This window comes from Bradyrhizobium sp. HKCCYLRH2060 (genome assembly GCF_051168135.1).
In the GTDB taxonomy this organism is placed as follows: Bacteria; Pseudomonadota; Alphaproteobacteria; order Rhizobiales; family Xanthobacteraceae; genus Bradyrhizobium.
In genome coordinates this window covers 432,177-457,827 of sequence record NZ_JBNPUK010000003.1, presented here as the reverse complement: position 1 = coordinate 457,827, position 25,651 = coordinate 432,177, and the positions used below count along the sequence as shown (strand labels likewise).

Annotated in this window: 27 protein-coding genes and 1 riboswitch; of the genes, 12 read left to right on the top strand and 15 right to left on the bottom strand. The window is 66.0% G+C overall.

Annotated features, from left to right (window positions below):
* The first annotated feature begins 483 nt into the window (after positions 1 to 483).
* Positions 484 to 1,824 carry an IS1182 family transposase gene (locus tag ACQR10_RS09815; protein ID WP_316218467.1) on the top strand — a complete coding sequence of 447 codons (1,341 nt, stop codon included), beginning with the start codon at positions 484 to 486 and terminating at the stop codon, positions 1,822 to 1,824.
* Positions 1,825 to 1,941: 117 nt separating this feature from the next.
* On the opposite strand, the gene ACQR10_RS09810 is transcribed toward ACQR10_RS09815, so the two are convergent.
* The 9 genes from ACQR10_RS09810 to ACQR10_RS09770 form a co-directional block, all read right to left on the bottom strand.
* On the bottom strand, positions 1,942 to 3,333 hold the full coding sequence (locus tag ACQR10_RS09810) for a serine hydrolase domain-containing protein (RefSeq protein WP_316218809.1): 1,392 nt from the start codon (positions 3,331 to 3,333) through the stop codon (positions 1,942 to 1,944).
* Between the two features lie 506 nt (positions 3,334 to 3,839).
* Positions 3,840 to 4,310, bottom strand: a complete 471-nt coding sequence (locus ACQR10_RS09805) for a GNAT family N-acetyltransferase (RefSeq protein ID WP_315805359.1) — start codon at positions 4,308 to 4,310, stop codon at positions 3,840 to 3,842.
* 45 nt (positions 4,311 to 4,355) lie between these two features.
* Positions 4,356 to 4,465: riboswitch (SAM-I-IV-variant riboswitch) on the bottom strand.
* Positions 4,466 to 4,617: 152 nt separating this feature from the next.
* The gene (locus tag ACQR10_RS09800; RefSeq protein ID WP_410051475.1) at positions 4,618 to 4,866 is read right to left on the bottom strand and encodes a DUF3551 domain-containing protein; all 249 of its coding nucleotides are present in this window, start codon (positions 4,864 to 4,866) and stop codon (positions 4,618 to 4,620) included.
* Between the two features lie 171 nt (positions 4,867 to 5,037).
* Positions 5,038 to 5,649 (bottom strand): hypothetical protein, encoded by a 612-nt coding sequence (locus tag ACQR10_RS09795; RefSeq protein ID WP_316182969.1) that lies wholly within the window; start codon positions 5,647 to 5,649, stop codon positions 5,038 to 5,040.
* Positions 5,650 to 6,188: 539 nt separating this feature from the next.
* The gene (locus ACQR10_RS09790; protein WP_315805357.1) at positions 6,189 to 6,884 is read right to left on the bottom strand and encodes a VIT1/CCC1 transporter family protein; all 696 of its coding nucleotides are present in this window, start codon (positions 6,882 to 6,884) and stop codon (positions 6,189 to 6,191) included.
* A 60-nt stretch (positions 6,885 to 6,944) separates the two neighbouring features.
* Positions 6,945 to 7,493, bottom strand: a complete 549-nt coding sequence (locus ACQR10_RS09785; protein ID WP_316182968.1) for a cytochrome b — start codon at positions 7,491 to 7,493, stop codon at positions 6,945 to 6,947.
* A 109-nt stretch (positions 7,494 to 7,602) separates the two neighbouring features.
* The gene (locus tag ACQR10_RS09780; RefSeq protein ID WP_316218808.1) at positions 7,603 to 9,021 is read right to left on the bottom strand and encodes a sensor histidine kinase; all 1,419 of its coding nucleotides are present in this window, start codon (positions 9,019 to 9,021) and stop codon (positions 7,603 to 7,605) included.
* Positions 9,018 to 9,683, bottom strand: coding sequence for a response regulator transcription factor (locus tag ACQR10_RS09775; RefSeq protein WP_315805354.1), 666 nt, complete (start codon positions 9,681 to 9,683; stop codon positions 9,018 to 9,020). The genes ACQR10_RS09780 and ACQR10_RS09775 overlap by 4 nt, the downstream gene beginning before the upstream one ends.
* Positions 9,684 to 9,989 (bottom strand): PepSY domain-containing protein, encoded by a 306-nt coding sequence (locus ACQR10_RS09770; protein ID WP_315805353.1) that lies wholly within the window; start codon positions 9,987 to 9,989, stop codon positions 9,684 to 9,686.
* 346 nt (positions 9,990 to 10,335) lie between these two features.
* On the opposite strand from ACQR10_RS09770, the gene ACQR10_RS09765 reads away from it, so the two are divergent.
* Positions 10,336 to 10,581: a hypothetical protein gene (locus ACQR10_RS09765; protein WP_316218807.1), complete on the top strand. Its 246-nt coding sequence runs from the start codon at positions 10,336 to 10,338 to the stop codon at positions 10,579 to 10,581.
* Between the two features lie 35 nt (positions 10,582 to 10,616).
* Here ACQR10_RS09765 and arsB read toward each other — a convergent pair whose 3' ends face one another.
* The 4 genes from arsB to ACQR10_RS09745 all read right to left on the bottom strand — a co-directional run bounded on the left by arsB (position 10,617) and on the right by ACQR10_RS09745 (position 13,271).
* Positions 10,617 to 11,645 (bottom strand): ACR3 family arsenite efflux transporter, encoded by a 1,029-nt coding sequence (arsB, locus tag ACQR10_RS09760; protein WP_316218806.1) that lies wholly within the window; start codon positions 11,643 to 11,645, stop codon positions 10,617 to 10,619.
* Positions 11,646 to 11,649: 4 nt separating this feature from the next.
* Complete coding sequence (locus ACQR10_RS09755) at positions 11,650 to 12,177, bottom strand: arsenate reductase ArsC (protein ID WP_316218805.1); 528 nt, start codon at positions 12,175 to 12,177, stop codon at positions 11,650 to 11,652.
* Positions 12,170 to 12,532 carry an ArsR/SmtB family transcription factor gene (locus ACQR10_RS09750; RefSeq protein ID WP_316182963.1) on the bottom strand — a complete coding sequence of 121 codons (363 nt, stop codon included), beginning with the start codon at positions 12,530 to 12,532 and terminating at the stop codon, positions 12,170 to 12,172. The genes ACQR10_RS09755 and ACQR10_RS09750 overlap by 8 nt, the downstream gene beginning before the upstream one ends.
* Positions 12,533 to 12,623: 91 nt before the next feature.
* Positions 12,624 to 13,271 carry a Crp/Fnr family transcriptional regulator gene (locus ACQR10_RS09745; protein WP_316218804.1) on the bottom strand — a complete coding sequence of 216 codons (648 nt, stop codon included), beginning with the start codon at positions 13,269 to 13,271 and terminating at the stop codon, positions 12,624 to 12,626.
* Positions 13,272 to 13,349: 78 nt separating this feature from the next.
* Between ACQR10_RS09745 and ACQR10_RS09740 the strand changes: the two genes are divergently transcribed.
* From ACQR10_RS09740 to ACQR10_RS09720, 5 genes are all read left to right on the top strand, one after another.
* Complete coding sequence (locus ACQR10_RS09740; protein ID WP_316218803.1) at positions 13,350 to 13,829, top strand: hypothetical protein; 480 nt, start codon at positions 13,350 to 13,352, stop codon at positions 13,827 to 13,829.
* Positions 13,830 to 13,934: 105 nt separating this feature from the next.
* Positions 13,935 to 14,252, top strand: a complete 318-nt coding sequence (locus ACQR10_RS09735) for an ArsR/SmtB family transcription factor (protein ID WP_316218802.1) — start codon at positions 13,935 to 13,937, stop codon at positions 14,250 to 14,252.
* A 47-nt stretch (positions 14,253 to 14,299) separates the two neighbouring features.
* Positions 14,300 to 15,664, top strand: a complete 1,365-nt coding sequence (locus ACQR10_RS09730) for an NAD(P)-binding domain-containing protein (RefSeq protein ID WP_434911936.1) — start codon at positions 14,300 to 14,302, stop codon at positions 15,662 to 15,664.
* 43 nt (positions 15,665 to 15,707) lie between these two features.
* Positions 15,708 to 16,895 carry an MFS transporter gene (locus ACQR10_RS09725; protein WP_434891998.1) on the top strand — a complete coding sequence of 396 codons (1,188 nt, stop codon included), beginning with the start codon at positions 15,708 to 15,710 and terminating at the stop codon, positions 16,893 to 16,895.
* A gap of 161 nt (positions 16,896 to 17,056) precedes the next feature.
* Positions 17,057 to 18,631 carry an EAL domain-containing protein gene (locus ACQR10_RS09720; protein ID WP_315805343.1) on the top strand — a complete coding sequence of 525 codons (1,575 nt, stop codon included), beginning with the start codon at positions 17,057 to 17,059 and terminating at the stop codon, positions 18,629 to 18,631.
* A 30-nt stretch (positions 18,632 to 18,661) separates the two neighbouring features.
* On the opposite strand, the gene ACQR10_RS09715 is transcribed toward ACQR10_RS09720, so the two are convergent.
* The gene (locus ACQR10_RS09715; RefSeq protein WP_434899572.1) at positions 18,662 to 19,090 is read right to left on the bottom strand and encodes a CHRD domain-containing protein; all 429 of its coding nucleotides are present in this window, start codon (positions 19,088 to 19,090) and stop codon (positions 18,662 to 18,664) included.
* A gap of 206 nt (positions 19,091 to 19,296) precedes the next feature.
* Between ACQR10_RS09715 and ACQR10_RS09710 the strand changes: the two genes are divergently transcribed.
* Positions 19,297 to 19,953: a TetR/AcrR family transcriptional regulator gene (locus ACQR10_RS09710; RefSeq protein WP_315805365.1), complete on the top strand. Its 657-nt coding sequence runs from the start codon at positions 19,297 to 19,299 to the stop codon at positions 19,951 to 19,953.
* Positions 19,954 to 19,955: 2 nt separating this feature from the next.
* On the opposite strand, the gene ACQR10_RS09705 is transcribed toward ACQR10_RS09710, so the two are convergent.
* Positions 19,956 to 20,672: a GntR family transcriptional regulator gene (locus ACQR10_RS09705; RefSeq protein WP_315805341.1), complete on the bottom strand. Its 717-nt coding sequence runs from the start codon at positions 20,670 to 20,672 to the stop codon at positions 19,956 to 19,958.
* Between the two features lie 174 nt (positions 20,673 to 20,846).
* Between ACQR10_RS09705 and ACQR10_RS09700 the strand changes: the two genes are divergently transcribed.
* From ACQR10_RS09700 to ACQR10_RS09685, 4 genes are read left to right on the top strand one after another with little or no spacing between them, the layout of a single operon-like run.
* Positions 20,847 to 21,740 (top strand): VOC family protein, encoded by an 894-nt coding sequence (locus ACQR10_RS09700; protein ID WP_434911935.1) that lies wholly within the window; start codon positions 20,847 to 20,849, stop codon positions 21,738 to 21,740.
* A 25-nt stretch (positions 21,741 to 21,765) separates the two neighbouring features.
* The gene (locus tag ACQR10_RS09695) at positions 21,766 to 23,319 is read left to right on the top strand and encodes a bifunctional 3-(3-hydroxy-phenyl)propionate/3-hydroxycinnamic acid hydroxylase (protein WP_434911934.1); all 1,554 of its coding nucleotides are present in this window, start codon (positions 21,766 to 21,768) and stop codon (positions 23,317 to 23,319) included.
* 33 nt (positions 23,320 to 23,352) lie between these two features.
* Positions 23,353 to 24,675 carry an MFS transporter gene (locus ACQR10_RS09690; RefSeq protein WP_434911933.1) on the top strand — a complete coding sequence of 441 codons (1,323 nt, stop codon included), beginning with the start codon at positions 23,353 to 23,355 and terminating at the stop codon, positions 24,673 to 24,675.
* Between the two features lie 9 nt (positions 24,676 to 24,684).
* Positions 24,685 to 25,536 (top strand): fumarylacetoacetate hydrolase family protein, encoded by an 852-nt coding sequence (locus ACQR10_RS09685; RefSeq protein ID WP_434837838.1) that lies wholly within the window; start codon positions 24,685 to 24,687, stop codon positions 25,534 to 25,536.
* Positions 25,537 to 25,651 lie beyond the last annotated feature (115 nt).

Genomic DNA, 25,651 nt, shown 5'->3' with positions numbered 1-25,651 from the left:
GGCGCCAGCGTCGGGGCGCCAGGACCACGCGACTTCGCGTCCGCAAGCTGCCGTTCGTCCACGCGAGCCTCCCCGCGCTGCGGCATCCTGCAGCCACCGCATCCCGCACCCAACGTTCCGTGACGATCGCGAAGCGCCCCTCTCGAGGAGCACGGGATGGCGATGGTCTAGCACGTTTTCTGGAAACGCGAAATAGAAATTTTCAGTCGGCGACGAGCGCCTTTTCGCACGCACGCGTTCGACGGGGTGGCCGGGGACTGCCCTTGCACCGGTCAGCCGAACGAAAGGCGGGAGCCCGCGACCGGAGTCGACCCGAGCACTCCGATTTGCGCAGTGCTTCAGGAAGGATCTGGATGCAGGACGTCAGCACCAATGCGCGCGACAAAGCCACGTCCGCTTTTGACCGATTCCGTTGAAAAAGTCGGCAGTTGCGACGCAGAGAGATCGATGATTCAGTCTGTCTAATTGGCAGGACTGAAGGTCATGATGGGGCATCGGCAAGTCGAACAGGCTGCGTTGTTCTATGAGTTCTCCCTAGAAAAGCACGTTCCAGCCGACCACCTCCTGCGGTCGATCGATAGGTTCGTCGACCTTGAGGACCTGCGACGGGAGTTGGCTCCGTTCTACAGCAACATCGGGCGACCCTCGATCGATCCGGAGCTGATGATCAGGATGCTCCTGATCGGCTACTGCTTCGGCATCCGATCGGAACGGCGCCTCTGTGACGAAGTCCACCTCAATCTGGCATACCGCTGGTTTTGCCGGCTGGGTCTGGATGGAGCTGTCCCCGATCACTCGACGTTCTCGAAGAACAGGCACGGCCGCTTCCGTGAGAGCGATCTCTTTCGCCGCGTGTTCGAGACCGTCTTGCGGCGCTGTATCCGGGAGCGCCTGGTTGGCGGCGAAGGGTTCGCGGTCGACGCGAGCCTGATCAAGGCGGATGCCAATCGGCAGAAGGGAATCGAAGGCGATAAGGGGCTTCCGCCGGAGGCCACGGGCCGAGCAATTGACGAGTACCTTGCTGCTCTTGATGATGCCGCGTTCGGTGCCGCGACGGAGGTCACGCCCAAGTTTGTATCGCCCTCCGATCCGGCGGCACGCTGGACGGGAGCGCATGGCGGCCAAGCCTTCTTCGCCTACTCGACGAACTATCTGGTCGACGTCGAAAACGCGATCATCGTCGATGTCGAGGCGACCACGGCGATCCGCCAGGCAGAAGTGTTGGCCGCCAAGCGCATGATTGAGCGTTCACTCGAAAGGTTCGATCTTTATCCAAGCCGGCTTCTCGGCGACAGCGCCTATGGCTCCGCTGAGATGCTCGGGTGGCTGGTCTACGAGCACGGGATCGAGCCGCACGTGACCGTCTTCGACAAGTCGACCCGCACTGACGGGACCTTCTCGCGTGAGGCCTTCACTTACGACCATGCTGGGGACGTCTATCGCTGCCCCGGTGGCAAAACCCTCACCACCACAGGAACGCTGGTGAACGACGACAAGACGATCCTCTACCGCGCGAGCAAGCACGACTGTCAAGCATGCTCTCTGAAAAGCAGGTGTAGCCCGAACACCCCGGCCCGGAAAGTGCCACGCTCGATCTATGAGGGCGCTCGCGACATGGCACGCGAGATCGCAAGCTCATGGGAGGGCCGCACTTCACGGCGGCTCCGCAAGAAGATCGAGATGCTGTTCGCGCATCTCAAGCGCATTCTCAAGCTCGATCGGCTACGACTAAGAGGGCCGAACGGCGCGCGTGACGAGTTCACCCTTGCTGCAGCCGCTCAGAATCTTCGTAAAATGGCCAAGCTGATCCCGATGCCCGCGTGACTCCCCCACCAAGCCAACGCGTCCTCGGAACAGCCGGCGTTCACAACGAAACTACTGCCGACTTTTTCAACGGAATCGACCCTGAACCGACGTCGCGAGCCGATTGCTGCATGCAGATCACTGAGGCAGCGCCACCCCGGCGATTTGCATGACGCCAAGCTGGTCGAACAACTCAATCTGCTCACCGTTCAGCACTGGAATGTAGCAACGACGTCTAGCAGCCGAGATCAAGATACAGAGCTTATCCTCCGCGACCGCCCATGTCCCCGTTGCAGGCCCAAAGGACTCGTCCCAGTGCGGATAAGTCATCCGGCCGTCGGGCTCGAATCGCATGGATAACGGACCATTCTTGAGCTTCGGACCGAAGCTGATCGTCTTGCCCTTGAATTTTGCGGCCAGGGTCTCACCTGTCGGTCTTTCGCCGGTTGCTGCGGTGAGCGAGGCATCGGGCCCCGGATCATAGCCATCGGCCTTCAGGATGAGCCAGAAGAGCCTAGCCATGTTGCGAAATGAAGGTTCGACGTACGGCGCATCGCGGTCGACACGATGCACCACGACAAGGTCGAGTGCGGGTACGACTAAGGCGTATTGGCCGCCGGCACCTTGGGCCATAAAGCTGCCCTCGGGCAAAGTCACCGTAGGCGCAACGTCACCGCCCAGAAAGCCGATCCACCAGAGATAGCCATAGCCCATCCCGAACGCTGCTTTCGAATAGCTGCGCGTGCTCTCTTCCACCCACTCCCGCGGCACGATCTGGTGTCCGGCCCAATTGCCTTTGTGAAGATAGAGAAGTGCAAAACGCGCCAAGTCCCGTGCGCTCATGCGTATCTCATAGGCGGGGTGGATAGACGCTTCGCCGCGGACGTAGCTGCCATCCTGTGGCCGGTAGTCCTGCATGCCGATTGGCTTTGCGATCTTTTGGTCGAGCGCCTCGAAGAGGCCGATGCCAGTTGCGTGCTCGTAGATCGTGCCAAGCGCGTTGAAGTCCCAATTGTTGTAATACCAGAAGGTGCCGGGCGGGTGACTGCCGCGCGGCGGTCTCATCTTGGCATTGTCCGGCGTCTCATAGAGCGCCGCGTGGTAGACCCCGGAACGCGCTTCGAGGAGTTCGCGCACCGTCGCGCCCTTCTCGACCCCGGTCAAGCCAGGCGGGTTATCGTCGATGCCAAGTTCGCCAAGCGTGCTGTCAAGGTTGATCTGGTGATCCGACACTGCGATGCCGATCAGGGCGCTGAGCATGCTCTTGCGGATTGAAGCGACTTCCATCGGCTTCGTCGTACTGCCCCACTCGGCCACGACCTTGCCGTGCTGAACGATCACAACCGCGCTCGAATGAATCTGATCCGAAAAGGATCGCGCTTGGGTCAATCCGGTTTCTGACCAACCCAATTCTGCAGGCGTGACGCGCTCCCACTCCGCTGCTGGGAAGCCATCTTCAGCTTGGGCATGCTCGAACCGAACCAAAGCGCCGAGCAGCACGACAGCGAAAACAATCTGGCGAATATGCATAGGATGATCCCACCCGTTGCGAGCTTGACCAGATTGCTACACACTAATCATTAACGGAATTAAGCAGAACGCCTGTTGAAGTGTTTTCTTTGGATACCCGCCAACCATCCTCATAGCGACGTCTCTTGTTGGCCCACAACGGACATGGAACGAACGGAACTCCCTTACGACCAAACTGTGTGACCGGCTGGTGAGAAATCGCTACTCATCCTTATTCAACGCGGCGATGAGGACGCCAACCTCTTCAACAGGTAAGGATCGTCACGCGCTATCAACTCTTCTGTCCTTGGGAGCTTTCCGAAAGCAAACCGTGCCTCCTCGATGCAAGAAAAATAACACAAGCATCTCCGTGCCATCTGAATGCTCGACCTCAACCATGTAGGATGCTAGCGATGGCGGAGTAACCACCCCATGTAAGGCTGGTCTGAGAGGCGATCTCGATTGTGCAACACGATCGAAAAGCAGACTTGATCATCTATTCCTTGTCGTCACATCGCCCTCGACCATCATTTCGTCAGCCATCTCTCGAAGTACAAATTGATCGGGTTGGAAACGTAAGGGCCATACGCTGGGCACGGAACGAACCCCTTCGCCCGATAGAGCCTCTGGGCATCGGGAAGAAATTCCGTGGTTTCCAGCCGCAGAACCGACAGCTTGGCGGTCAAGGCCGCTTCCACAACGCGCGTCAGGAGCCTGCTGCCTATTCCAGTTGTCCGAGCCTCGGTGACGACATACATGCGCTTCACCTCCCCGGTACCATCCGCGAACACCTGCAGCCCTGCACAGCCAACGGCTTGTCCGGCAATCCGCGCGATAAACATTTGCGTGTCGTCGTGCGCTAGCCGATCAATTGGAGAGCCGTGATTCCTCTCCACCCCGCAGACCTTGTTTAAGAAATCGTCCAGCGCGGTTACGAGATTAATCAGGTCCGGGGACCTTGCATCGGCCAGCTCAATTTCGATTCGATCGACAGTCATTCTCGTCCCCTTCTTCGAAGAGATGAGCGCATGACGCCGTGGTGGCTTGTCCCGTTTAGTTGCCGGACCGGCCACATCTTCTTCCGAAGGAAGAAAGCCACCTTGCTCGGGGAGCAGGTTGGCGCTGGGCGTCGGCCCAACTCTTGATGTTGGAGTTGACGATAGCGGGCACTATCGAGCTTGGCAAGTACGCCCCCAGTTCGAGGAACAACGCGTGGCCGCTCCTGGCTCATCTCGAACCTTTTGGTCGGCTCCGACGATGGCCGCTCCGTCGAAGATTGGGGTCTTGTCAGGCCGCAATCGGCGCCTACCGGGGAGGCCGACGGCGGCTCGGCTCAGGCGGGCGCTGTGCATAGGGGTTCGGCAGGCACATGGCCGAAAGGCCCGCGGCCCCCGCTCTGCACGCCTCCCACGACCTGTACTGGCACGCGATCGTGCTGGACCCGCCCCACTCCCATGTCTGGAGGCACACCGGATCATTGCCATCGAACCGCTGGGCCGCGGCTGGAGCGGTTGCAAGCACGATGATCGAAGTCATGAGGAGAAGCGCGCGCATCATCAGCCATCATGACATGAGGCTGACCAATCCGAAAGGGTCTGCCGGCGCGGCCACGTCCACGCGCGCTTGATCCGCAGGCGCGGCGGGTTTCGGTACCCGCGTCGTCAGGTGACCCTCTCTTGCTCCACGGAAAGCAGGCGATCGCAGCTAGCTTCGGCGGCTCATGAGTCAGAAATAGGAGCGCGGCTGCTGCCTGGTATGTTGGCCGAGGTAGCGTCTCACGGTCGAAAGATTTTTCGGTTCAGAAAGCTTCTCAAATACCTGATGCACCAATTCATCGTGATCGGAGGCAACAATTGCGACGGCGTCCCTCAGGTTTCTAAGCTGACGCCACGAAAGAGCAGGCTCCGCTGCTGCCACCAAAGCCCAAAATACAGGGCGCCATAACCCGGTGTCGAAGGGCTTCGACGCCTGAAATATGGAAAACAGCGCCTCTGAACGACTCCCCATGTTTTCAATGGCGCCAGAAGCAGCGACGTACTTTATGAGAAGTTCTTTGGCGGGCGGCCCGTTGCCGCGCTCAAGATATGCCCTGATCGGCCATGCCGAGACGGCTACACGATTGAAAATATCCTCCTGACAGTCGGCTGCCAGAATCGCCTCTTCAAGGAGGCGGCTATACCTTTCATCGGGCCAATGGCGTGCGACGTGAGATAACGCCTGACACCTGAACCAAGGTGCTTCTATCCCCCTTGCGACGCTTAGCGCTTCGTCAGGGCGAGCAGATGCGAGGCGGATCGCGAGGTCTCTTGCTTTGGTCGGGGTCAGGGTCTTGCTCACCCAAACCGACTACCATAACTCCCCGCAACGGCCAATTGGATGGAACGTCAGATTCTGGCCTAAAGGTGAACTATGCTGGTTCAAGGCTGACGCATGGTCTCAACCCAACGCCGTCGTCAGGACGTCCAGATCCGCAGAGCACCAACAGTCTCGAACTCGGCGAGCCTAAAGCTCTTTGTCACAGACAACGCTGCCGTAGGGTGGGCAAAGCGACGCCAAGGGCGGCGCGTGCCCACCATCGGTGGCGCTGGGTGTAGGCGGTGGGCACGGCGCGCGTGAAAGCTCGCCCGACAAGGCCGCATCCCGGCGCGCCTTTGCCCACCCTACGGCAGGTTGTTAGTTCAGCGTGCCATCAATCTTGACGCTGCTGGCAAAGCGGCGCGTGACCACCATCGCCACCGCTCGAAACGCGCGGTGGGCCCGATGCGACGCGGCGTTGCCGCGTACGCCTCTTTGCCCACCCTACAGCTCGGGTGACGGGATCATGACCGGCCCGGTGACCTTCGTCCGAACGGCCTAGACCGCAATCCCGCTCCACCTCACCCGAACAGATGCGCCAGCCAGAACGCGGCGCCGGCGGCGAGGCCGCCGACGAGGGCGGTCTGAAGCGCCGACTTGATCTTGTTGACGCCGGTGAAGTGGCCCTTGATGGCGCCGAAGATCAAGAGCGCGATGCCGGTGGCGATCACGGAGATGCGGAGCGCGGACGAGATGTCGGCTGCCAGCATGTAGGGGATCAGCGGGATCAAGCCGCCGATCACGTAGGAGCCGCCGATGGTCACCGCGCTGACCGGCGCGCGCTTCGGATCCGGGCGTTCGAGGCCGAGCTCGAAGCGCATCATGAAGTCGACCCAGCGCTTGCGATCGGACGCGATGGCGTCGACCACGGTGGTCAAGGCCTGGCCTTCGAGACCATAGCCGCGAAAGATCGCCGCGACCTCCTCGACCTCCCGACCGCGGAGCTTCTCGATCTCGTCGTGCTCCCGCTTCTCCTCGGCGGCGTAGTGCTCTGCGTCGGAGCGGGCGGCGAGATAGCCGCCGAGCCCCATCGCGATCGCGCCGGCGACGACCTCGGCGAGGCCGGCCGTGACGATCACGTCGGTCCTGGCGACCGCCGCCGAAAGACCGGCGGCGAGCGCGAACGGCACGGTGAGGCCGTCGGCCATGCCGATGACGACGTCGCGGACGACCTCCGACGCGGTGAAGTGCTTTTCGATGTGCGGCGTTGCCGGCATGGCGGCCTCCGATGGCGTGTTCGACGGAGACCTTCTAGCAGGCCCGGATGACAGGCGCGATCACCGCAGTCCCGGCACCATCCGCCGCAGGGTGCGATCGTGCAGCCAGTAATGGTGCAGCAAGGCGGCGCCTGCGTGCAGGCCGATCAGGATCATCAGGCCATTGGCCAGCGCCTCGTGCATCTCCTTCATGTCGTGGGCGAAGCCGCGGTCGCCGATCCAGGGTGAGGCGATCTCGAACAGGCCGAACACCGGCAAGCCGTAGCCGCGGGCAAACTGGGTGACGATGCCAAGCACCGGAATGGCGAACATGATGCCGTAGATCAGCAGATGCGTGATCTCGCCGACATGAACGGTCCACGCGCCGAATTTGGTCGCTTCAGGCACCGGCGGCGGATCGGCCAGGCGCCAGGCCAGGCGCGCCAGCGCGAAGCCGAGCATCGACAGCCCGAGCGAGACGTGCATGAACAGGCCCATGTCATGAGCGGGACGTGGCAGCACGTCGCCGAGATGGCCTGAAATCCAGGCCGCCGGCACCAGCACGGCGACGATCCAGTGCAGTGCGATCGCGACGGAGCCATACGTCTTGGCGGAGTTTCGAATGCGCATGATCAGCTTCCTTCGACCATTGGGCATCCCGCGCCGGCACGCCGGAGCACGGGGTGGCATGGCCGGAGGCAATAGCCGACCGGGGGCGTCGCGCCGCTGACGCGGGATGTCAGCCTGCTGTCAGAATGGACGGCGCCGGGGTGGCCTGCGACGTCGCGGGCTGCGACCAGCGGAGCGCCGAGACGATGGCCGGCGCGATCGTGATCCTGGCGCCGCCGAGCTGGGAACGTCCGATGTGCAGCCGCCAGCCATAGGCTTCGAGCACGTCCTGCACGATCGCGAGCCCCAGCCCGCTGCCCGGCCCCTGCTCATCGAGGCGGCCGCCGCGCTCGAGCACGCGGCCGATCTTCGCGTCCGGAATGCCCGGACCGTCGTCCTCGACAGTGACGATCAGAGGGGTCGCACTGGCGACGATGCGAACCGTGCTCGCCGCATGACGCGCGGCGTTCTCCAGGAGATTGCCGAGCACCTCGGCGAGATCCGTGCGGTCCATGCCGACGCGCAGGCTTGGAGGCACCTCGCCATCGAAGCTGACATGGGCGGCCGCCGGCGTGCGGCCGAGCGTCCCGAGCAGCGCATTCACCAGCGGCGCCAGCTCGGTTGCGGCCTCCGGCCCACCGCGAGCCTTGCCGCGCAGCCGCGCCAGCGCCAGTTCGCGATCGACCTGCCGGCTCATCGCCTCGGCGACATCCTCGACATTGCGCGCCAGCTCGAGCTGGCCGAGCTCCCGCAACCGCGCCGCGTCGGCCGCGAGTGCGGCGAGCGGCGTCTTGAAGCCGTGGGCGAGATCGGCCGCACGGCTGCGCGAGCGCATGATCTCGCGGCTCTGCGCATCGAGCAGCGCGTTGACCTCGTCGACCAGCGGCGCCACCTCGGTCGGCACGTCCACGGGAAGATGCTGGCGCCGGCCGCTGCGGATCTCGGCGACGCCACGGCGCAGCACGCCGAGCGGACGCAGGCCGAGCGTGACCTGAACCGAGGTGCCGACGGCGAGGATGACGGCCAGCACGGCGAGCGCGATCGACAGATCCTTGGCGAAGGTCCGCACCGCGCTGGTGGCGCCGTCGAGGTCGTAGGCCACGGCCGCGCGCACGCGGATCTGGCTTTCCGGATTCATCAGGATGCCGCGCTCGGCAACCAGCACGTGTTCGCCATCCGGCCCGGCGAGCTCATGCTGATGCACGTCGCTCGGTCCGGGCTCGTCGATGGGCAGCGGCAGGATGGTGTCCCACAGCGAGCGCGAGCGCAGCAACTGGCCATGATCGTCCGAGATCTGCCAGTACAGCCCCGACAGCGGCACCACGAAGCGCGGATCGGCCGGCGGCCGCGCGACCACGATGCGCCCTTCCGCATCGACCTCGAGGCCGTTCAGCAATTGGCGCAGGTGGATGTCGAGATCGGAGGCGAGCGTGCGCGCGACGTGGCGCTTGAACAGCACGACCATGCCGAAGCCGGCGACGCCGAGCGCGACCAGCAGCGCGATGGTGCCCGCCGCCACCAGTCGCAGCCGCAGCGAGCCGAGCCTCATTCCGTCGTCTCCGGGATCATGTAGCCGAAGCCGCGGCGGGTCTCGATGATGTCGGCGCCGAGCTTCTTGCGCACGCGCCGGATCAGCACCTCGAGCGCGTTGGAGTCGTGCTCGTGGCCGAGACCGTAGACGTTCTCCTCCAGCTCATGCTGCGGCACGACGCGGCCGCTCTGCCGCAGCAGGTAGGCGATCAGCCGGTATTCGAGCTGCGACAGCGTCACCGGCACGCCGGACAGGCTGACCTTCATCTGGCGCTCGTCGAGCATCAGGTCGCCCGACGAAAGCACCGGAGCGGCATGGCCGGCGGAGCGCCTGATGATCGCGCGCAGCCGCGCCAGCAGCTCCTCGTTGCGAAACGGTTTCGGCAGATAATCGTCGGCGCCGGCATCGATGCCGTCGACCCGCTCGGCCCAGCTCGCGCGCGCCGTCAGGATCAGCACCGGCATGTGCCGCGCCGCGCCGCGCCAGCGCTTCAGCACCGACAGGCCGTCCATGCCGGGGAGGCCGAGATCGAGGATCACGGCGCCATAGTCCTCGGTGTCGCCGAGAAACCAGGCCTGCTCGCCGTTGTCGGACGTTTCGACCAGATAGCCCGCCGCCTGCAGCGTCCGCGCCAGGTCGGACGACAGCCGCGGATCGTCCTCGACCAGCAGCACACGCATCTATTTTTCCTCGATCCGCTCGATCTCGCCGCTGCGCGCATCGACATAGACCTCGCGCACGCGGCCATCACGGCCGATCACCCGAAACTCATACCGCCAGCGGCCACGCTGGCGGTCGACATCGATTCCCATCACGTCGCCGGCGATCCGGCCGCGCAATCTCGGCAGGATCTGCGACAGCGGCAGGACGTCGCCCGCCTCCACCGCGCGACGCACGGCATCACGGCGCTCGCGATCGTCCTCGCGCGCCACCGTCGCCGCGGACGCCGCCGTCGAGATCAGCATCGCAAATGCCGTGATGCGCATGAACCGTCCGATTTGAGGCAAATGCATGATCTTCCCGGGGCCTGACGCTCTGATCTTCAAAGCTCGTCGTCATTCGTTGCGCGCGCGCCACTGGGTTCGAATTGCGGGGGTCGACTTGCGGAGCGTTCGCAGATGCTAAGGAGCTGGTGCGGATTTTAGTTTGAACTTCCGATGTCGGAATTGCGCTCAGGCCGATGCGCGGGTGGAAACTCGCAAGGGATCGGCATCCTGCCCGAGACAAGCTGACGTCTCGCTGACTCAACCTGACAGGATGCCGTCAGCCTCGTTGCGACATGATCCCGCCCGGACGGAGCGAGCCGGGGGCGCGGTGAGTTCGGAGACGAGAATGCGTAAGACGATGACATTGGCAGCCGTGCTGGCTGGGCTGGGCGGCCTCCTGGGGATGTCACAAGCCGGCCGGGAGACGGCACCCACGCTGGTGCCGGTGGCCCGTGCCGATGTCGGCACCCTGGCGGCCTATGCGCATCTCGCGGCGCTGCATGCGCGGGCCGACAGCCAGCTGCTGAGCTACGAGCCCGCGCGCCGGGACCGCGAAGGCGACGACGACGATCAGGACGAGCCGCGGCGGTGAGGCGAACCGGCTTCTGACCAAGGCACGGACCAAGGCTAGGCCGGCAGGCCCGCTTCGTACCACCGACGCGTCGCCTTGACGATGCGCACGACCGAGAGCATCACGGGGACTTCGACGAGAACCCCGACGACGGTCGCGAGCGCAGCCCCCGAGTCGAGCCCGAACAGGCTGATCGCGGCGGCAACCGCCAGCTCGAAGAAATTGCTGGCGCCGATCAAGGCGGCCGGCGCCGCGACGCACCAGGCCACGCCGAGCCGGCGGCTCAGCCAATAGGCGATCCCCGCGTTCAGATAGACCTGGATCAGGATCGGCACGGCCAGGATCGCGATGACGACCGGCTGCTTCAGGATCTGCTCGCCCTGGAAGCCGAACAGCAGCACGAGCGTCCCGAGCAGCGCCACGAGCGAGACCGGTTGCAGCACCCGCAAGGTGCGCTCCAACGCCCCGTCCGTGCTACGCAGCAATGCCCGACGCCAGAGTTGCGAGACGATGACCGGCACGACGATATAGAGCAGCACCGACAGCAGCAGGGTTGTCCAGGGCACCGAGATCGAGGCGACGCCGAGCAGCAGGCCCACCAGCGGCGCAAACAGGAACACCATGATGACGTCGTTGAGCGCGACCTGGCTCAGCGTGTAGTGCGGCTCGCCGTCGCACAGATTCGACCAGACGAACACCATCGCCGTGCACGGCGCCGCCGCCAGCAGGATCAGACCCGCCACGTAGGACGACAACTGGCCTGCGGGAAGCATCGGCGCGAACACGTGGCCGATGAAGATGCTGCCGAGCAGAGCCATCGAAAACGGCTTGATCGCCCAGTTCACGATCAGGGTGACGCCGATGCCCCGCCAATGCTCCTTCACATTGCCGAGCGCGGCGAAATCGATCTTCAGCAGCATCGGGATGATCATCAGCCAGATCAGGGCCGCGACCGGCAGATTGACCCGCGCCACCTCCGCCGACGCGACAGCCGCGAACAGCCCCGGCATCAGATGGCCGAGACCGATACCGACGACGATGCAGAGCAGGACCCAGACCGTCAGATAGCGCTCGAAGATCGTCATCGGATCAGGCCACGTCGGAGCGGAACGACGTTGCGCCCTCGCCCGTCCCGATCTCGCGCAGCCGCGTGCCGAGCGACATCGAATCGATGCGGCCGAGCGGCAGATTGATGAAGGCGTCGATCCGGTTCTTCAGATAGCGGAAGGCGGTCGTGAACGCCGCGAGCTTCTCCAGCTCCGTGCCTGCGGCCGCCGCCGGATCCTCGATGCCCCAATGCGCGGTCATCGGCTGCCCCGGCCAGATCGGACACGCCTCGCCGGCGGCGTTGTCGCAGACCGTGAAGACGAAATCCATCGCCGGCGCGCCGGCGGCGGCGAACTCGCTCCAGCTCTTCGAGCGCAGATCGTCGGTCGGATAGTCCATGCGCGCGAGCGTCTCGAGTGCCAACGGATGCACCGCGCCCTTCGGCGTGCTGCCGGCGGAGAAGGCGCGGAAACGGCCGGCGCCGTCCTTGCGCAGGATCGACTCGGCGAGCACCGAGCGCGCCGAATTTCCAGTGCAGAGGAACAAGACATTGTAGATGCGGTCAGACACGACTCTTCTCCTTGCGCTTCGGCGCACAGCACGGGGTGAGACTTGCGATGACGGGTGCGCAGACCTCCGGCCGGCCGCCGCAGCAATCCTGCAGCAGAAACAGCGCGACCTCGCGAAACTGCGTGAGATCGGCCCGGTAGACGATCGAGCGGCTGTGCCTGATCGAGCTGACGAGGCCGGCGCGGGCGAGCACGGATAGATGTGCCGACAGCGTGTTCTGCGGTACCTCCAGCAGACGCGCGAGCTCGCCCGCCGGCAGCCCGTCGGGCTCGTGCTGCACCAGAGTGCGGAAGGCCTGCAGGCGCGTCGGCTGCGCCAGCGCCGCCAAGGCCAGAACGGCTTGTTCGTTTTCCATATATCCAGAATTATCGATATAACCAGCAAACGTCAAGGCCGGCCGCACCAGGAATGCACGACGGAGCGAGAGGCTCCGCAGACTGGAAGGCTCATCGCAAGCGCAGGCGGGTGCCGTGGACGATGAGTTCGCCGTCCTGCGCCATCCGCGCCAGCGCGCGATAGAGCGCTTCATGGGTGACGCCGAGCTCGGCGGCCCAGTCCTTCTTCGACCGGCCGAGCTCGACCTCGCCGCCCTCCCCTTCGGTCTCGATGAAATGCACGATCCGCTCGCGCGCCGTCTTCAGGCTGAGCCGCTCCGATTGGGCCCGGACCTTGCGCAGCTCGCGGGCGAGATGGTCGGACCATCGGTCCCTGATCTCGGGACGGCGCAGCGCCTCGGCGAAGGCCGTGCGGTCGATCGCGAGCAGCGCTGAATCCTGCGCCGCGACGGCGTCGCAATGATACGACGCCTGATCGAGGCTGGCCTCGGCGAGAAAGCCCTGCCGCGCCCGCTGCAGGATGATGTCGTCGCCGGCGCGCGAGCGGCGCAGCAGCCTCACCTCGCCGGTCAGCACGAAGAACATTGCCTGCGGCCGATCCCCCCGGCAGAACACCGTGCCCTGGCGCGGCACCTGGATGCGCCGGGTTTTCAACCGCGCGGCCTCCGGCAGCGCGGCAAGCAACGGCGACAGCCGTGCAAGGGCACGCCAGTCCAGCGGGTGCGTACCTTCGGGCGGGAGACGGTCGGTTCTCGGCATATGATCAGGATCATATGCCGCGTCGGGCTGCGCGGTCTAGGGAAGACCTCACCGCGTTCGCCCGAATGGGAGGTCCTCATGCGCCTGCGCCTTGCCGTCATCACGCTGGCCTTCGTTGCGTCCGCCGGCATCGCCACGGCGCAGCATCACGGCCATCACGACCACGAAAGCCATGGGGCGCTTGCGGCGGACCCGCGCGAGCGGGTGGCATTCCCGCCCGACCTCGCCGAGCATACGCTTGCCAACATGCGCGACCATCTGCTGGCGCTGCAGCAGATCAACGACGCGCTCGCGGCGGGCGAGCCGGACCAGGCCGGCCAGATCGCCGAGCAGCGCCTGGGCATGAGCTCGCTGCGGCTGCACGGCGCCGCCGAGGTGGCCGGGTTCATGCCCCCGGGCATGCAGGAGGCCGGAACGACGATGCACAAGGCGGCGAGCCGCTTCGCCATCGAAGCGCAGAATGCGGGCGTGACCGGCGACCTCAAGCCGGCGCTGAAGGCGCTCGGCGAGACGATGGCGGCCTGCGTGGGCTGCCATGCCGGCTACCGGCTGCGATAGCGCGCCGGACGCGCCTCCCGCCGGCGATGCACCGCGGCGCGTTATTTCCAATATTCTAGAAATATCGTTTGACTTCGGCACGCCGCCTGCCCCATCCTGCTTGTCATGAAGCTCGATGACGCCGCTGCCCGCCTGGAAGCCCTCGGCAACACCACGCGCCTGAAGATCTACCGCGCGCTGGTGCGCGCCGGGCATGCCGGGATGCCGGTCGGCCGATTGCAGGAGCGGCTGAAGATCCCGGCCTCGACGCTGTCGCACCACGTCAAGACGCTGGTCGCGGTCGGGCTGATCTCGCAGCAGCGCGAGAGCACCACGCTGGTCTGTCACGCCGAATACGACGTGATGCGCTCCCTGCTCGGCTTCCTCGTCTCCGAGTGTTGCGCTGAGGAGCAAGGCTGCGGCACCGAGAGGCCGGCCGCCTGATCATTTGACAAATAATTCGATGATTCTAGAAATATGGGAGGAATAGCGTGATGGATGCCAAGACGGTTGCGATCATCGGCGCCGGCCCGGTCGGGCTGGCGGCCGCCGCCCACGCGCTGGCGCGCGGCCTGACCCCGGTCGTGCTGGAAGCAGGTCCAGAAGCCGCGCATGCGGTGCGGCAGTGGCAGCACGTCCAGCTGTTCTCGCCGTGGAAGTACAACATCGACAGCGCGGCGGCGCGGCTGCTGGCGGCGACGGGATGGACTTCGCCCGAGCCCGAGGCCTATCCGACAGGGCGCGAGCTGATCGAATCCTATCTCGCGCCGCTTGCAACGCGCACCGCGCTGCGCGACGTCATCAGAACCTCGCATCGCGTCACCGCGATCGGCCGCGCCGGCTTCGACAAGGCCAGGTCGAAGGGACGCGCCGATGCGCCGTTCGAGATCCGCGCCCACAACGGCAAGGGCGAGGCGGCGCTGCAGGCCGACGCCGTCATCGATGTCTCCGGCGCCTGGTTCTCGCCCAATCCTGCCGGCCATAGCGGGCTGCCCGCGCTCGGCGAAGCCGCGCATGCGGCGCGCATCGCCTACGCGATGCCGGACGTCCGCGGCGCGCAGCGCAGCCGCTATGCCGGCAAGACGGTCGCGGTGCTCGGCGCCGGCCACTCGGCGATCGGCACCTTGATCGATCTGGCCGCATTGGCCGAGGTCGCGCCGGGTACGCGGGCGATCTGGCTGATGCGCGGCGACGATCCCGCGAAGGCATTCGGCGGCGGCAGCGCCGACCAGCTCGCCGCGCGCGGCGAGCTCGGCCTAGCCTTTGCCGCGCTGGTGCGTTCGGGCCGCATCCGGCTCGAGGCCGGCTTCGGCGTCACCGGGATCACCCTTGAGGACGGCCGGTTGCGGATCGCCGCAGACGGCGACCGCCATGTCACCGCCGACGAGCTGATCGTCGCCACCGGTTTCCGCCCCGATCTGTCGCTGCTGGCGGAGCTGCGCCTGCGGCTCGATCCCGCGATCGAGGCCCCTGTGGCGCTCGCGCCATTGATCGATCCGAACGAGCATTCCTGCGGCACCGTGCGGCCGCATGGCGCGCGCGAGCTGGCGCAGGCCGACGAGCCCGGGCTCTATCTCGCCGGCATGAAGAGCTATGGCCGCGCGCCGAACTTCCTGATGATGACGGGCTATGAGCAGGTCCGTTCGATCACCGCCGACATCGCCGGCGACAAGGCCGCCGCGCGTCGTGTCGAGTTGAAGCTGCCGGAGACCGGCGTCTGCACCCGCGGCGGAGTGGAGAGCATTGCAGCCTTGTCCGGCTGCTGTGGCGGACCGGCGCCATCGGGCGTAGACAGTTGCTGTGCCGATGATGCCAAGGCCAAGGCGGCTGGCCGCAGCGGCTGCGGCTGTTCGTGATCCAGAGACGTCGTGACGCAGAACCGAGGAGAGGTCGACGGGAATGCAGGCAAGACGGCTGGGCGTGGTCATCGCTCTCGGCACCGCCCAGACACTGGCCTGGGGATCGAGCTACTATCTGCCCGCCATCCTCGCCGACCCGATCGCGAGGGATCTCGGCCTGTCCAACAACTGGTTCTTCGCCGCCTTCTCCGCCTCGCTGATCATCTCCGGCCTGTTGGGTCCGCGCATCGGCCGCCAGATCGACCGCGTCGGCGGCCGCCAGGTGCTGTGCGCCTCCAACATCGTGCTGGCGATCGGGCTCGCGCTGCTTGGCCTGTCGCATTCGCTGTGGGTGATGGCGCTGGCGTGGCTGTGGCTCGGCGTCGGCATGGGGCTCGGCCTCTATGACGCCGCGTTCGGCGCGCTCGGGCGCATCTATGGCAAGGATGCGCGCGGCGCGATCACCGGCATCACCCTGATCGCGGGCTTTGCCTCCACCGTCGGCTGGCCGCTGAGCACCTGGGGGCTCGCCACCATCGGCTGGCGCGAGACCTGCTTTGCCTGGGCGATCGCGCATCTCGTGATCGGCCTGCCGCTCAATCTGTCGCTGCCGCGCGCGACCCAGATGGCACCCGGCGAGATGCCGGCGGGCAAGCCGAACATTCCGCTCGATCGTCCCATGATCCTGATCGCGTTCGCGATGGCGGCGGCCTGGACCGTGACCGCGGCGATGGCGGTGCATCTGCCGCGGCTGATGCAGGCGTTCGGCGCCACACCGGCACAGGCGCTGTTCGCGGGCATGATGATCGGGCCGGCGCAGGTCGCCGCGCGCGTGTTCGAGGCCGGCTTCCTCAGCCGCTTCCATCCGCTCGCCTCGGCGCGGCTCGCCTGTATCACCCATCCGATCGGCGCCGTGACAATCGGGCTGTTCGGCGGCGGCGCGGCGGCGGCCTTCGCGCTGCTGCACGGCTCCGGCAACGGCATCCTGACCATTGCTCGCGGCACGCTGCCGCTCGCGATCTTCGGCCCCGTCAACTACGCCTACCGGCTCGGCCTGATCGGGGCGCCGTCGCGGATCTGCCAGGCCTTCGCGCCGCTGCTGTTCGGCCTGCTCATCGACGGGCTCGGCCGCGGCGTGCTGATCGTGTCGGCGAGCCTGAGCCTGTCGGCGCTCGCCGCCCTGATGCTGCTGCCGGCCGAGCGCGCCGAGACGGCGATGCCGCTCGACACCACCGACAAGGCGGCCTGAGCCGGTAGCCTTTCATTAACCAGCTTCCTGCGCTCACGGCCCACCGTGCCGCTGCGGACGGGCATCCTGGGGCGCATATACGGAAAGTTGAAGGTTGGATTGAAGGATACCCGTGGTCATACGGGGGCGTTCACGACACGATGGCATTGCAACGTAAACACATGCTTCGTGTCGCGGCGGTGGTCGCCTGCGTCGGGATCTTCCTGGCCGGCGCCGATCTCGCCGTGACCGCGCTGATCGGCAACCAGACCGCGCGGCAGCTCAGCGAGCTCAGCAAGCTGGCGCTGCGCCGTTCCGAGGCCGCGATCGACTCGGCCGGATCGATCCTGAACCGTCTGATCGCGAAAGGACCGATGGACTGCAGCGCCGTCGCGCTGCAGGCGCTGCGCCTTCACGTCTATCAAGGCACCATCATCAAGGACATCCGCACCGTCGATCGCGACGGCGCGGTCAAGTGCGCGGCCTATTCCGAAACACTGGAATTCGACAATGGCTGGGCGCGGCGCGACGAGATGTTCAAGTCCGCCGACGGCGAGCTGCGGCTGTTCCGCGTCGAGCAGTTCACCGGCGCCGCGTTCGGCGTGATGCGCGACATCGACCCGCAACGGTCGCTGGCGGCGATCCTGCGCATCGACGGCAATCTGCTGGACGTGATGCCGGTCGGCCTGCGCGCCGAGAGCAACGTCACCCTGACTTTGCCCGATGGCGAGCAGGTGGCCGGCTATCATCCCGACGCATCCGCCAGATCGCCGGCGCAGACCGTCGCGTTCACCACCGTGTCCGACCGCTATCCGCTGCAGGCCACGATCCATGTGCGGCCGCAGAGCCTGAGCGCGCGCGGCGACCTCGCTTATCTCCTGACGATGCTCGCCGCCGGCACGCTGGGCGGCATGTTCGGCCTGCTGCTGGCGAGCTACCTCAGCCGGCCGGTGGACCCGGTCGCCGAGCTCGACCGCGCGCTCGCGGCCAACGAGTTCAAGCCCTATGTGCAGCCGACCTTCCGACTGAAGACCGGCGACATCGTCGGCTGCGAGATCCTGGCGCGCTGGGAGAAGCCGGACGGCCGGCTGATCCCGCCGATGAGCTTCATCCCGCTCGCCGAGAGCTCCGGCCGCATCGAGAGACTGACCTGGCAGCTCCTCAAGACCGCCTTGCGCGAGCTGCAGCCGGAGATGAAGCAGGACAAGCTGTTCAAGCTGTCCGTCAACGTCACCCCGCGCCACCTGCTCGGCGACCGCTTCATCGACGATCTGCGCAAGACGGTCGCGTCGTCATCGGTCTCCACCCGCCAGGTCGTGCTCGAGGTCACCGAGCGCGAGGAGCTCGCCGATCTCGCCAAGGCGACTGATGTCGTGAAGGAGCTCAGCGAGCTCGGCTTCCGCGTCGCACTCGACGACGTCGGCATCGGCCATAGCGGCCTGTCCTATATCCAGCGGCTCGGCGCGCGCATCCTGAAGATCGACAAGTTCTTCGTCGACGCGATCACCCGCGACCAGTCCGCCATCGTGGTGGTGCAGATGCTGGTGGCGCTGGCGCGCGAGCTCGACATGTCCGTGGTCGCCGAGGGCATCGAGCATCAGGAGCAGGTCGATGCGCTGATCGCCTGCGGCGTCGAGGAAGGCCAGGGCTATCTGGTTGCGCCGCCGCTGTCGCTCGGGCGCTTCAAGCAGTTCCTCGACGTGCGCCGGGCCTCGGCCGTTCCCGGCCAGGCCGGCGAACCGGAACTGGCCGCGTGACGGCGAGCCCGCGCGCGTCGGGCACGCGCCTCACTGCCGGGTCATCTGTCCGCGAATCTCGCCGCCTGGGTTCGCCTGGGTATGAACGTTGGCGTACCATTTGCCGGCCAGCAGATCGGCCGCCTGAGCGTCCGTGATGACGGCCGAACCGGTAATCGGGGTCTCCGGGCTCTTGAACGGCAGCACGATGCCGGCATTCTTGCCGGGCTCGCTGGGACCGTGGAAATGCGCTCCCATCGCCGGCCCGGTGAGGCCCGAATAGGTAACCTTCCAGCTCAGCGTCCTGGTGGCGGTGTCGAAGCTCGCTTCGGCCGCGCCCGACGCGGTCGACGCGTTCGGCGGCACCTCGTTGGCGGCCTTGAGCTCGGACTTCAAGATGACGGTCTCAGCGCGCGCAATCGGCGCGGCCGCGACGCAGGCGACCGCGAGCAACGACAAATGAACGAATGTCCGTCCCATAGTTTCCTCCTCAATCGTTTTGTGCAGTCTCAGTGTTCGAGACCCCACGGGCAAGCCGATATTCCGTGGAACGCGTTAACGCCCCAGGCATGAGCAGCGGCCCCCGGCCGCGTTGATTGAACAATCCGGACCCCTGTGCCAAACAGGACGGGAACACAAAGGCCGCGAAAGAAAGCCTCGAAAGAAAGAAAGCCATGGCGGATCGAATGGTTGCTTCCAAGACGGCGCGCGGCAAGGTGGGGCGGCCTCCGCTCGAACGTGCCGGCGAGGTCGAGGAGCGCATTCTCGATGCGGCAAAGACGGTGTTCCTCGCCAACGGCTTCGAAGGCGCGAGCGTCGACGAAATCGCGCAGACCGCGCGTGCCGGCAAGCCGACCATCTACGCGCGATTTCCCAGCAAGGCCGCGCTGTTCGCGGCCGTGATCGCCCGCCATGCCGCGCGCAACACCCAATATGAGAACCTGGTGCCGCAGGGCCGCACCTTCCGCGCCCGGCTGATCAGCCTCGGACTCACCCTGATCGAGCGCGCCTTCGTCGAAGACACGATCGGCCTGATGCGGACCGCGATTGCGGAAAATCCGCGGTTTCCCGAGCTGACGCTCGAGATCCAGGACACCGCGCGCAAGCGCGCCACCTGCAATGTGAGCCATGCGATCGGCGAGCTCGCGCGCGCCGAAGGCCTTGCCGGCAAGGGCGCGTTCTCGGCCGATCGCATCGAGGACAGCGCACGGATCTTCCTCGATCTCGTCGTGTTCGCCGTGCTGATCCGCAGCCTGCTCGGCGAGGACATGCGCACCCTGAAGAAGGAAGCCCAGGCGCATGTCGAGAAGCGCGTCGACTTCTTCCTCGCCGCGACGACGTGATCCTAAATCTGCTTGTCCTTGCGCAGCTCCGGAAAGATCGTCTCGTCCTGCAGGATCACGTCGGCGGTGCGCTGATAGTGCGCCGTGAGCAGCGCAACCGCGCGTTCGGTGTCGGCGTCAAGCACGGCGTTCACGATGTCGGCGTGCTCGTCGCCGACGGGGCGTGACGGAAACGCCTTGCGGATCGACAGCCGGCGGTAGCGATAGAGCTGGTCGGCAAGCTGGCCGCAGAACGCGATCAGCGACTGCGAGCCGCAGTTCGAGATCAGGACCCGATGATAGATCCGGTGCAGCCTCTCCCACTCCGGATTGTCCTCGAACGTGGTCGCGCTGAGCGAGCGCGGCGCGCGGCTGAGCCGATGCTGCGCCAGCACCAGTTGCTCCTCCCAATCCGGCGTCGCCGCCGCCATCGACTCGCGCAGCGCCAGCGCCTCGACCCAGCAGCGGGTCTTGGTCAGCTCGGCGAGCTCGGCGCGGCTGATGTCCTTGACGTAGAAGCCGCGCTGCTCGCGCACCTCGACCAGTCCGTCGGCAGTGAGGCGGTTGAGCGCCTCGCGCAGCGGTGTCTGCCCGGTCTGATAGGTCTCGGTCAAAAACCGCATCTGCAGCTTGCGCGACGGCGCCAGCCGGCCGGACAGCAGGTCCTCGCGCAGCCGGTCATACACATGACTCGCCTGCGTCGACGGGCCCTGCCCCTCGGCCTCCAAAACCGCATCCACGCCCGATCTCCTCTGAATCAGACGACATGTATAGAGCGAGGCTACAGAACATAAAATTTATAAATTCTGATTGATTCCTATTTTTTATGTAATAAAAAGGACGAGCCGGTTCTGCCGGCCAGGGATAGAAACGTCGCGCGTCCTCACCCGGGCATCGCGCAGGAGGACACGCTCATGACCCGGTTTCCGGTCGCGGCTCTGCGCAGTGTCGATCTGGGCACGCCAGATCTCGCGCGTTCGGAAGCGTTCTATCGACAGACCTGGGGGCTGGAGCGCGTCGCGGAGGCCCGCGGCATCGTCTATCTCCGTGCGACCGGCAGCGATCATCATGTCGTAGCGCTGCACCAGAGCCAGCGTACCGAGTTGAAGGCGGTGACTTTCCGCCTCGCCGAGTCCAGTGATTTCGATGCCGTCAGCCGCAACGCCATCCATGAAGGCGCGACGCTGATCGCAGCGCCAGCGCCGAACCCCGGTCCCGACGGCGGCGTGATCATGAGCCTGCGCGGCCCCGAAGGCGGCGTGCTGCGCTTCGTTCATGACGACCTCAGGCACGACGCCAGGCCACCGCGGCCCGAGCTCCCCGAACGGCTCGCCCACGTCAATCTCAACAGCACCGACGTCGATCGCACGGCCGCGTTCTACGAGAACGCGCTCGGCTTCAAGCTGACCGATCGCTCCGCGGCGATGGCGTTCGTCCGCTGCAACTCCGATCACCATGCGGTGGTGATCGCCGCCGCCAAGGTCAACGGCCTCAACCACGTCGCCTTCCTGATGCCGACCTGGGAAGGCGTGATGCGCGGCGCGGGCCGCATGATCGATGCCGGCCATCCGATCGCCTGGGGCGTCGGCCGCCACGGCCCCGGCGACAATGTCTTCGCCTACTTCATCGATCCCGTCGGGACCGTGATCGAATACACCGCCGAGGTGCTGCAGGTCGACGACGACTACGTCGTGCGTGGGCCGGAGCATTGGGTCTGGCCACCCGGCCGCACCGACCAATGGGGCATCGCGCCGCCCAAGGCCGAGCACGTCAAGGCCGCGCAGCTCGCGGTCGGCTACACCGCCTGACTCGTTGTCCAACTCCAGAGTTTCCATGTCAGCTACGTCCGATCACAAGCATTTCGAGGTTGCCGTCATCGGCTTCGGTCCGACCGGCGCCATCGCCGCGAGCCTGCTCGGCATGCAGGGCATCAAAACGCTCGCGATCGATCGCGCTGTCGAGATCTACGACAAGCCGCGCGCGATCGCGCTCGATCACGAGATCATGCGGCTGTTCGACAATCTCGGCATCGCCGAACAGGTCAGCCGCCATGTCGCGCCGTTCCCGGCGTCCGAGCATTTCGGCGCACGAGGGCAGTTGATCCGCCGCATCGACATGGTCGGCCCGCCCTACCCGCTCGGCTACACGCCGAGCATGGTGTTCACGCAGCCGCCGGTCGAACAGATGATGCGCGATCGCGTTCGCGCCTGTCCGTCGGTGACGGTCGAGCTCGGCACGAGCCTCGTCGCGATCCGGCAGGATGCAACGGCGGCGACCGTCGTGCTGCAGCGGGCGGACGGCACGACGCATCAGGTCACCGCCGACTACGTGATCGCCTGTGACGGCGCCTCCAGCACCGTGCGCCAGCAGCTCGGCATCAGCTTCGATGATCTCGACTTCGACGAGCCATGGCTGGTGGTCGATCTTCTCGTGAATGCTGGCAGCGCCGGCAAGCTCCCGGCCACCGCGGCGCAATTCTGCGATCCCGCGCGTCCGACCACCTACATCATCGGTCCCGGGAACCATCGCCGCTTCGAGATCATGCTGCGGCCGGGGGAAGACCGCCACGCGATGGAGCAGCCGGAGCAGGTCTGGCAGTTGCTGTCCCGCTGGCTCGGGCCCGAGGACGCCACCCTGTGGCGCGCGGCGAGCTACCGCTTCCATGCGCTGGTCGCGCACCGCTGGCGCCAGGGCCGTGTCCTGCTCGCCGGCGATGCCGCGCATCAGCAGCCGCCCTTCATCGGCCAGGGCATGTGCCAGGGCCTGCGCGACGCCGCCAATCTGTGCTGGAAGCTCGCGCGCGTGTTGCGCGGCCAATCGACCACGGCCCTGCTCGACAGCTATGAGAGCGAGCGCAGCACGCATGTGCGCGAGCTGACCACGCGCATCAAGGCGATCGGCCGCGTCATCTGCGAGCAGGATCCGGAGGCCGCAGCGGCACGCGATGCGCGTATCCTTGCCGAAGGCGGCGGCGCGCCGCGCACCATCACGCGGCAGGAGATCGTGCCGCCGCTGACGCAGGGACTGCTCGCGACCAGGGCAAACGCGGCCAATGGCACGCTGTTTCCGCAGCCCTGGATCGTCGGCGACGGTGGTGGGCGAGCGCTGCTCGATGCCATCGCCGGCACCGGATGGCGGCTCGTCCTCGACGGGCGGGGCGCGCTGAACTCGAGCTCGATCGACGCTGCGACCCGCGACGCCGGGATCAGTGTGATCGCCATCGGCGGTCACGGCTTGCACGAGGAGAGCGCCGTCGTCGCACGCTGGTTCGAACGCCACGGCTGCAGCGCCGCGCTGGTGCGCCCCGATCATTATGTCTACGGCGTCGCGACGGACGCGCCGGAGCTCGCCGCGCTGCTGAGCGAGCTGAACCAACGACTGCACTAATCAAAACAAGAGAATGTCAAACGGGGAAACGCCATGACGACATCATCGGACACCGCCAGACCCAGTGTGGGAGGACGCGCGATCGCCGTCCTCATCATGCTGTTCCTGTTCCAGACGCTGAACTTCTTCGACAAGCTGGTATTCGGCCTCTCGGCCGTGCCGATGATGAAGGAGCTTGGCTTGAGCCCGAAGGAGTTCGGGCTGATCGGCAGCAGCTTCTTCCTGCTGTTCTCGCTGTCGGGCATGGCGGTCGGCATGTTCGTCGTCGGCCGCTTCCCGGTGAAATGGCTGCTCCTGATCATGGCCGGCGTCTGGTCGGCGACGCAGATCCCGATCTTCTTCTCCGGCTCGGTCGCCGTGCTGGTGATCTGCCGCATCATCCTCGGCGCCGGCGAAGGCCCGGGACTGCCGACCGCGCTGCACGCCTGCTACAACTGGTTTCCCGCCGACCGCCGCAGCGTGCCGAGCGCGGTGGTGCTGCAGGGCATCAGCGTCGGTCTGTTGGCCGGCGGCCCGATCCTGACCTATGTCATCGTCAACCATGGCTGGCGCACCGGCTTCCTGTTCTGCGGCCTGCTCGGCCTCGCCTGGATGCTCGGCTGGTTCTTCGTCGGTGGCGAGGGTCCCTACTCCGCCCATGCGCCGGAGGCTTCGGCGGCGAAGGACAAGGCGTTGCCGGCGCGCGTGCTGTGGGCCGATCCGACCGTGATCGGCGTCATCATCATGTCGACCGCGTCGTACTGGATCGTCGGCATGTCCGCGACCTGGCTGCCGCCCTATCTGCAGCTCGGGCTCGGCTACAAGCAGGTCGATGTCGGCTGGATCATCTCGGGGATCTACCTGTTCCAGTCGCCGCTGCTGCTCGGCGGCTCCTGGCTGACGCAAGTTCTGCAGCGCAGAGGCTTCAGCCTGCGTGCCTGCCTCGGCCACGCCTCCGGTCTCGCGCTGCTCGCCGCCGGCTGCGCGCTGCTCCTGAGCATCGTCACCTCGGGGCCGCTGCAGCTCGCCTGCATCGCGATCGCCTTCGCGGCGCCGAGTCTCACCACGATCTTCGGCCCCGTCGCGCTCGGCGCCGTGGCGCCGGCAATCCAGCGCGGCCGGCTGATCGTCGTGATCTATTCCGGCAACGCGGCCTCCGCGCTGGTGTCGAATGCGCTCACCGGCTGGATCGTCGGCGAGGCCGGCGGCAACGCGCCGCTCGGCTACGCCCACGCCATGACCTTCACCGCCGGCGTGCTGATCGTCGGCGCCATCTCGGCCTTCGCGCTGATCTTCCCGGAGCGCACCATCGCGCGCTTCGCGAAATCGGCGCAAGAACCGGCTTCTCCCTCCGCCGTAGCGGCGGTTTCGACCTGAGGACATCGGATGAGATTTGCAAGCTTCACCATCGACAATGCGCCGACTTGGGGACTCGTCGAGGGCACCGACGTCGCCGATCTCGGTGCCGTCCTGCGCGACCGCTTCCCGGACCTGAAATCGGCGATCGCAGCGGACGCGCTGAAGGAGGCGGCTGCAGCGGCCTCAGGCGCAAGGCGGCATCCGCTCTCGGCCATCAGCTTCCTGCCGGTGATCCCGAACCCGGACAAGATCCTCTGCATCGGCTTGAACTACGAGACGCACCGCAAGGAGACCGGCCGCTCCGAGGTCGAGAACCCCACGGTGTTCGGCCGCTTCGCCAACAGCCAGACCGGGCATCTCACGAATATCATCCGCCCGCGCGTCTCGACCGATCTCGATTTCGAGGGCGAGCTCGCCATCGTGATTGGCAAGCCGGGTCGCTACATCCCGCGCAGCGAGGCCTTCAAGCACATCGCCGGCTATGCCTGCTACAATGAGGGCAGCGTCCGCGACTTCCAGCGCCACACCCACCAGTTCACGCCGGGCAAGAATTTTCCGGCGACCGGCGGGTTCGGCCCGTGGCTGGTCACGCCGGATGAGATCGACGATCTCGGTTCGCTGCGGCTGCAGACGCGGCTGAACGGCGAGGTCGTCCAGGATGCGACGATCAGCCAGATGATCTTCGATATCCCGCGCCAGATCGAATATTGCTCCTCGTTCACCCGGCTCGAGCCCGGCGACGTCATCGCCACCGGCACGCCCGGCGGCGTCGGCTCCCGCCGCACACCGCCGCTGTGGATGAAGCCCGGCGATGTCGTGGAGGTCGAGATCGACAAGATCGGACTGCTGCGAAATGGCATCGCCGACGAGGCGGTGTGAGCGCCCCTGATGTTCCTGACCGTCACTCCGGGGCAGCCCGCCAGGGCTGAACCCGGAATCTCGGGATTCTCAGGTGCGCAACTGCGCACCATAGTTCGATGCTTGCGCATCGCCC

What these genes read in the sequence shown, in the direction of transcription:
- ACQR10_RS09800 (WP_410051475.1), bottom strand. Translation starts at nt 4,866, where the DNA reads ATGCGCGCGCTTCTCCTCATGACTTCGATCATCGTGCTTGCAACCGCT.
- ACQR10_RS09745 (WP_316218804.1), bottom strand. Translation starts at nt 13,271, where the DNA reads ATGCCGAGAACCGACCGTCTCCCGCCCGAAGGTACGCACCCGCTGGAC.
- ACQR10_RS09710 (WP_315805365.1), top strand. Translation starts at nt 19,297, where the DNA reads ATGGTTGCTTCCAAGACGGCGCGCGGCAAGGTGGGGCGGCCTCCGCTC.
- ACQR10_RS09750 (WP_316182963.1), bottom strand. Translation starts at nt 12,532, where the DNA reads ATGGAAAACGAACAAGCCGTTCTGGCCTTGGCGGCGCTGGCGCAGCCG.
- ACQR10_RS09765 (WP_316218807.1), top strand. Translation starts at nt 10,336, where the DNA reads ATGCGTAAGACGATGACATTGGCAGCCGTGCTGGCTGGGCTGGGCGGC.
- ACQR10_RS09815 (WP_316218467.1), top strand. Translation starts at nt 484, where the DNA reads ATGATGGGGCATCGGCAAGTCGAACAGGCTGCGTTGTTCTATGAGTTC.
- ACQR10_RS09770 (WP_315805353.1), bottom strand. Translation starts at nt 9,989, where the DNA reads ATGCGCATCACGGCATTTGCGATGCTGATCTCGACGGCGGCGTCCGCG.
- ACQR10_RS09810 (WP_316218809.1), bottom strand. Translation starts at nt 3,333, where the DNA reads ATGCATATTCGCCAGATTGTTTTCGCTGTCGTGCTGCTCGGCGCTTTG.
- ACQR10_RS09740 (WP_316218803.1), top strand. Translation starts at nt 13,350, where the DNA reads ATGCGCCTGCGCCTTGCCGTCATCACGCTGGCCTTCGTTGCGTCCGCC.
- ACQR10_RS09790 (WP_315805357.1), bottom strand. Translation starts at nt 6,884, where the DNA reads ATGCCGGCAACGCCGCACATCGAAAAGCACTTCACCGCGTCGGAGGTC.
- ACQR10_RS09725 (WP_434891998.1), top strand. Translation starts at nt 15,708, where the DNA reads ATGCAGGCAAGACGGCTGGGCGTGGTCATCGCTCTCGGCACCGCCCAG.
- ACQR10_RS09700 (WP_434911935.1), top strand. Translation starts at nt 20,847, where the DNA reads ATGACCCGGTTTCCGGTCGCGGCTCTGCGCAGTGTCGATCTGGGCACG.
- ACQR10_RS09780 (WP_316218808.1), bottom strand. Translation starts at nt 9,021, where the DNA reads ATGAGGCTCGGCTCGCTGCGGCTGCGACTGGTGGCGGCGGGCACCATC.
- ACQR10_RS09785 (WP_316182968.1), bottom strand. Translation starts at nt 7,493, where the DNA reads ATGCGCATTCGAAACTCCGCCAAGACGTATGGCTCCGTCGCGATCGCA.
- ACQR10_RS09735 (WP_316218802.1), top strand. Translation starts at nt 13,935, where the DNA reads ATGAAGCTCGATGACGCCGCTGCCCGCCTGGAAGCCCTCGGCAACACC.
- ACQR10_RS09775 (WP_315805354.1), bottom strand. Translation starts at nt 9,683, where the DNA reads ATGCGTGTGCTGCTGGTCGAGGACGATCCGCGGCTGTCGTCCGACCTG.
- ACQR10_RS09685 (WP_434837838.1), top strand. Translation starts at nt 24,685, where the DNA reads ATGAGATTTGCAAGCTTCACCATCGACAATGCGCCGACTTGGGGACTC.
- ACQR10_RS09695 (WP_434911934.1), top strand. Translation starts at nt 21,766, where the DNA reads ATGTCAGCTACGTCCGATCACAAGCATTTCGAGGTTGCCGTCATCGGC.
- ACQR10_RS09720 (WP_315805343.1), top strand. Translation starts at nt 17,057, where the DNA reads ATGCTTCGTGTCGCGGCGGTGGTCGCCTGCGTCGGGATCTTCCTGGCC.
- ACQR10_RS09715 (WP_434899572.1), bottom strand. Translation starts at nt 19,090, where the DNA reads ATGGGACGGACATTCGTTCATTTGTCGTTGCTCGCGGTCGCCTGCGTC.
- ACQR10_RS09690 (WP_434911933.1), top strand. Translation starts at nt 23,353, where the DNA reads ATGACGACATCATCGGACACCGCCAGACCCAGTGTGGGAGGACGCGCG.
- ACQR10_RS09805 (WP_315805359.1), bottom strand. Translation starts at nt 4,310, where the DNA reads ATGACTGTCGATCGAATCGAAATTGAGCTGGCCGATGCAAGGTCCCCG.
- arsB (WP_316218806.1), bottom strand. Translation starts at nt 11,645, where the DNA reads ATGACGATCTTCGAGCGCTATCTGACGGTCTGGGTCCTGCTCTGCATC.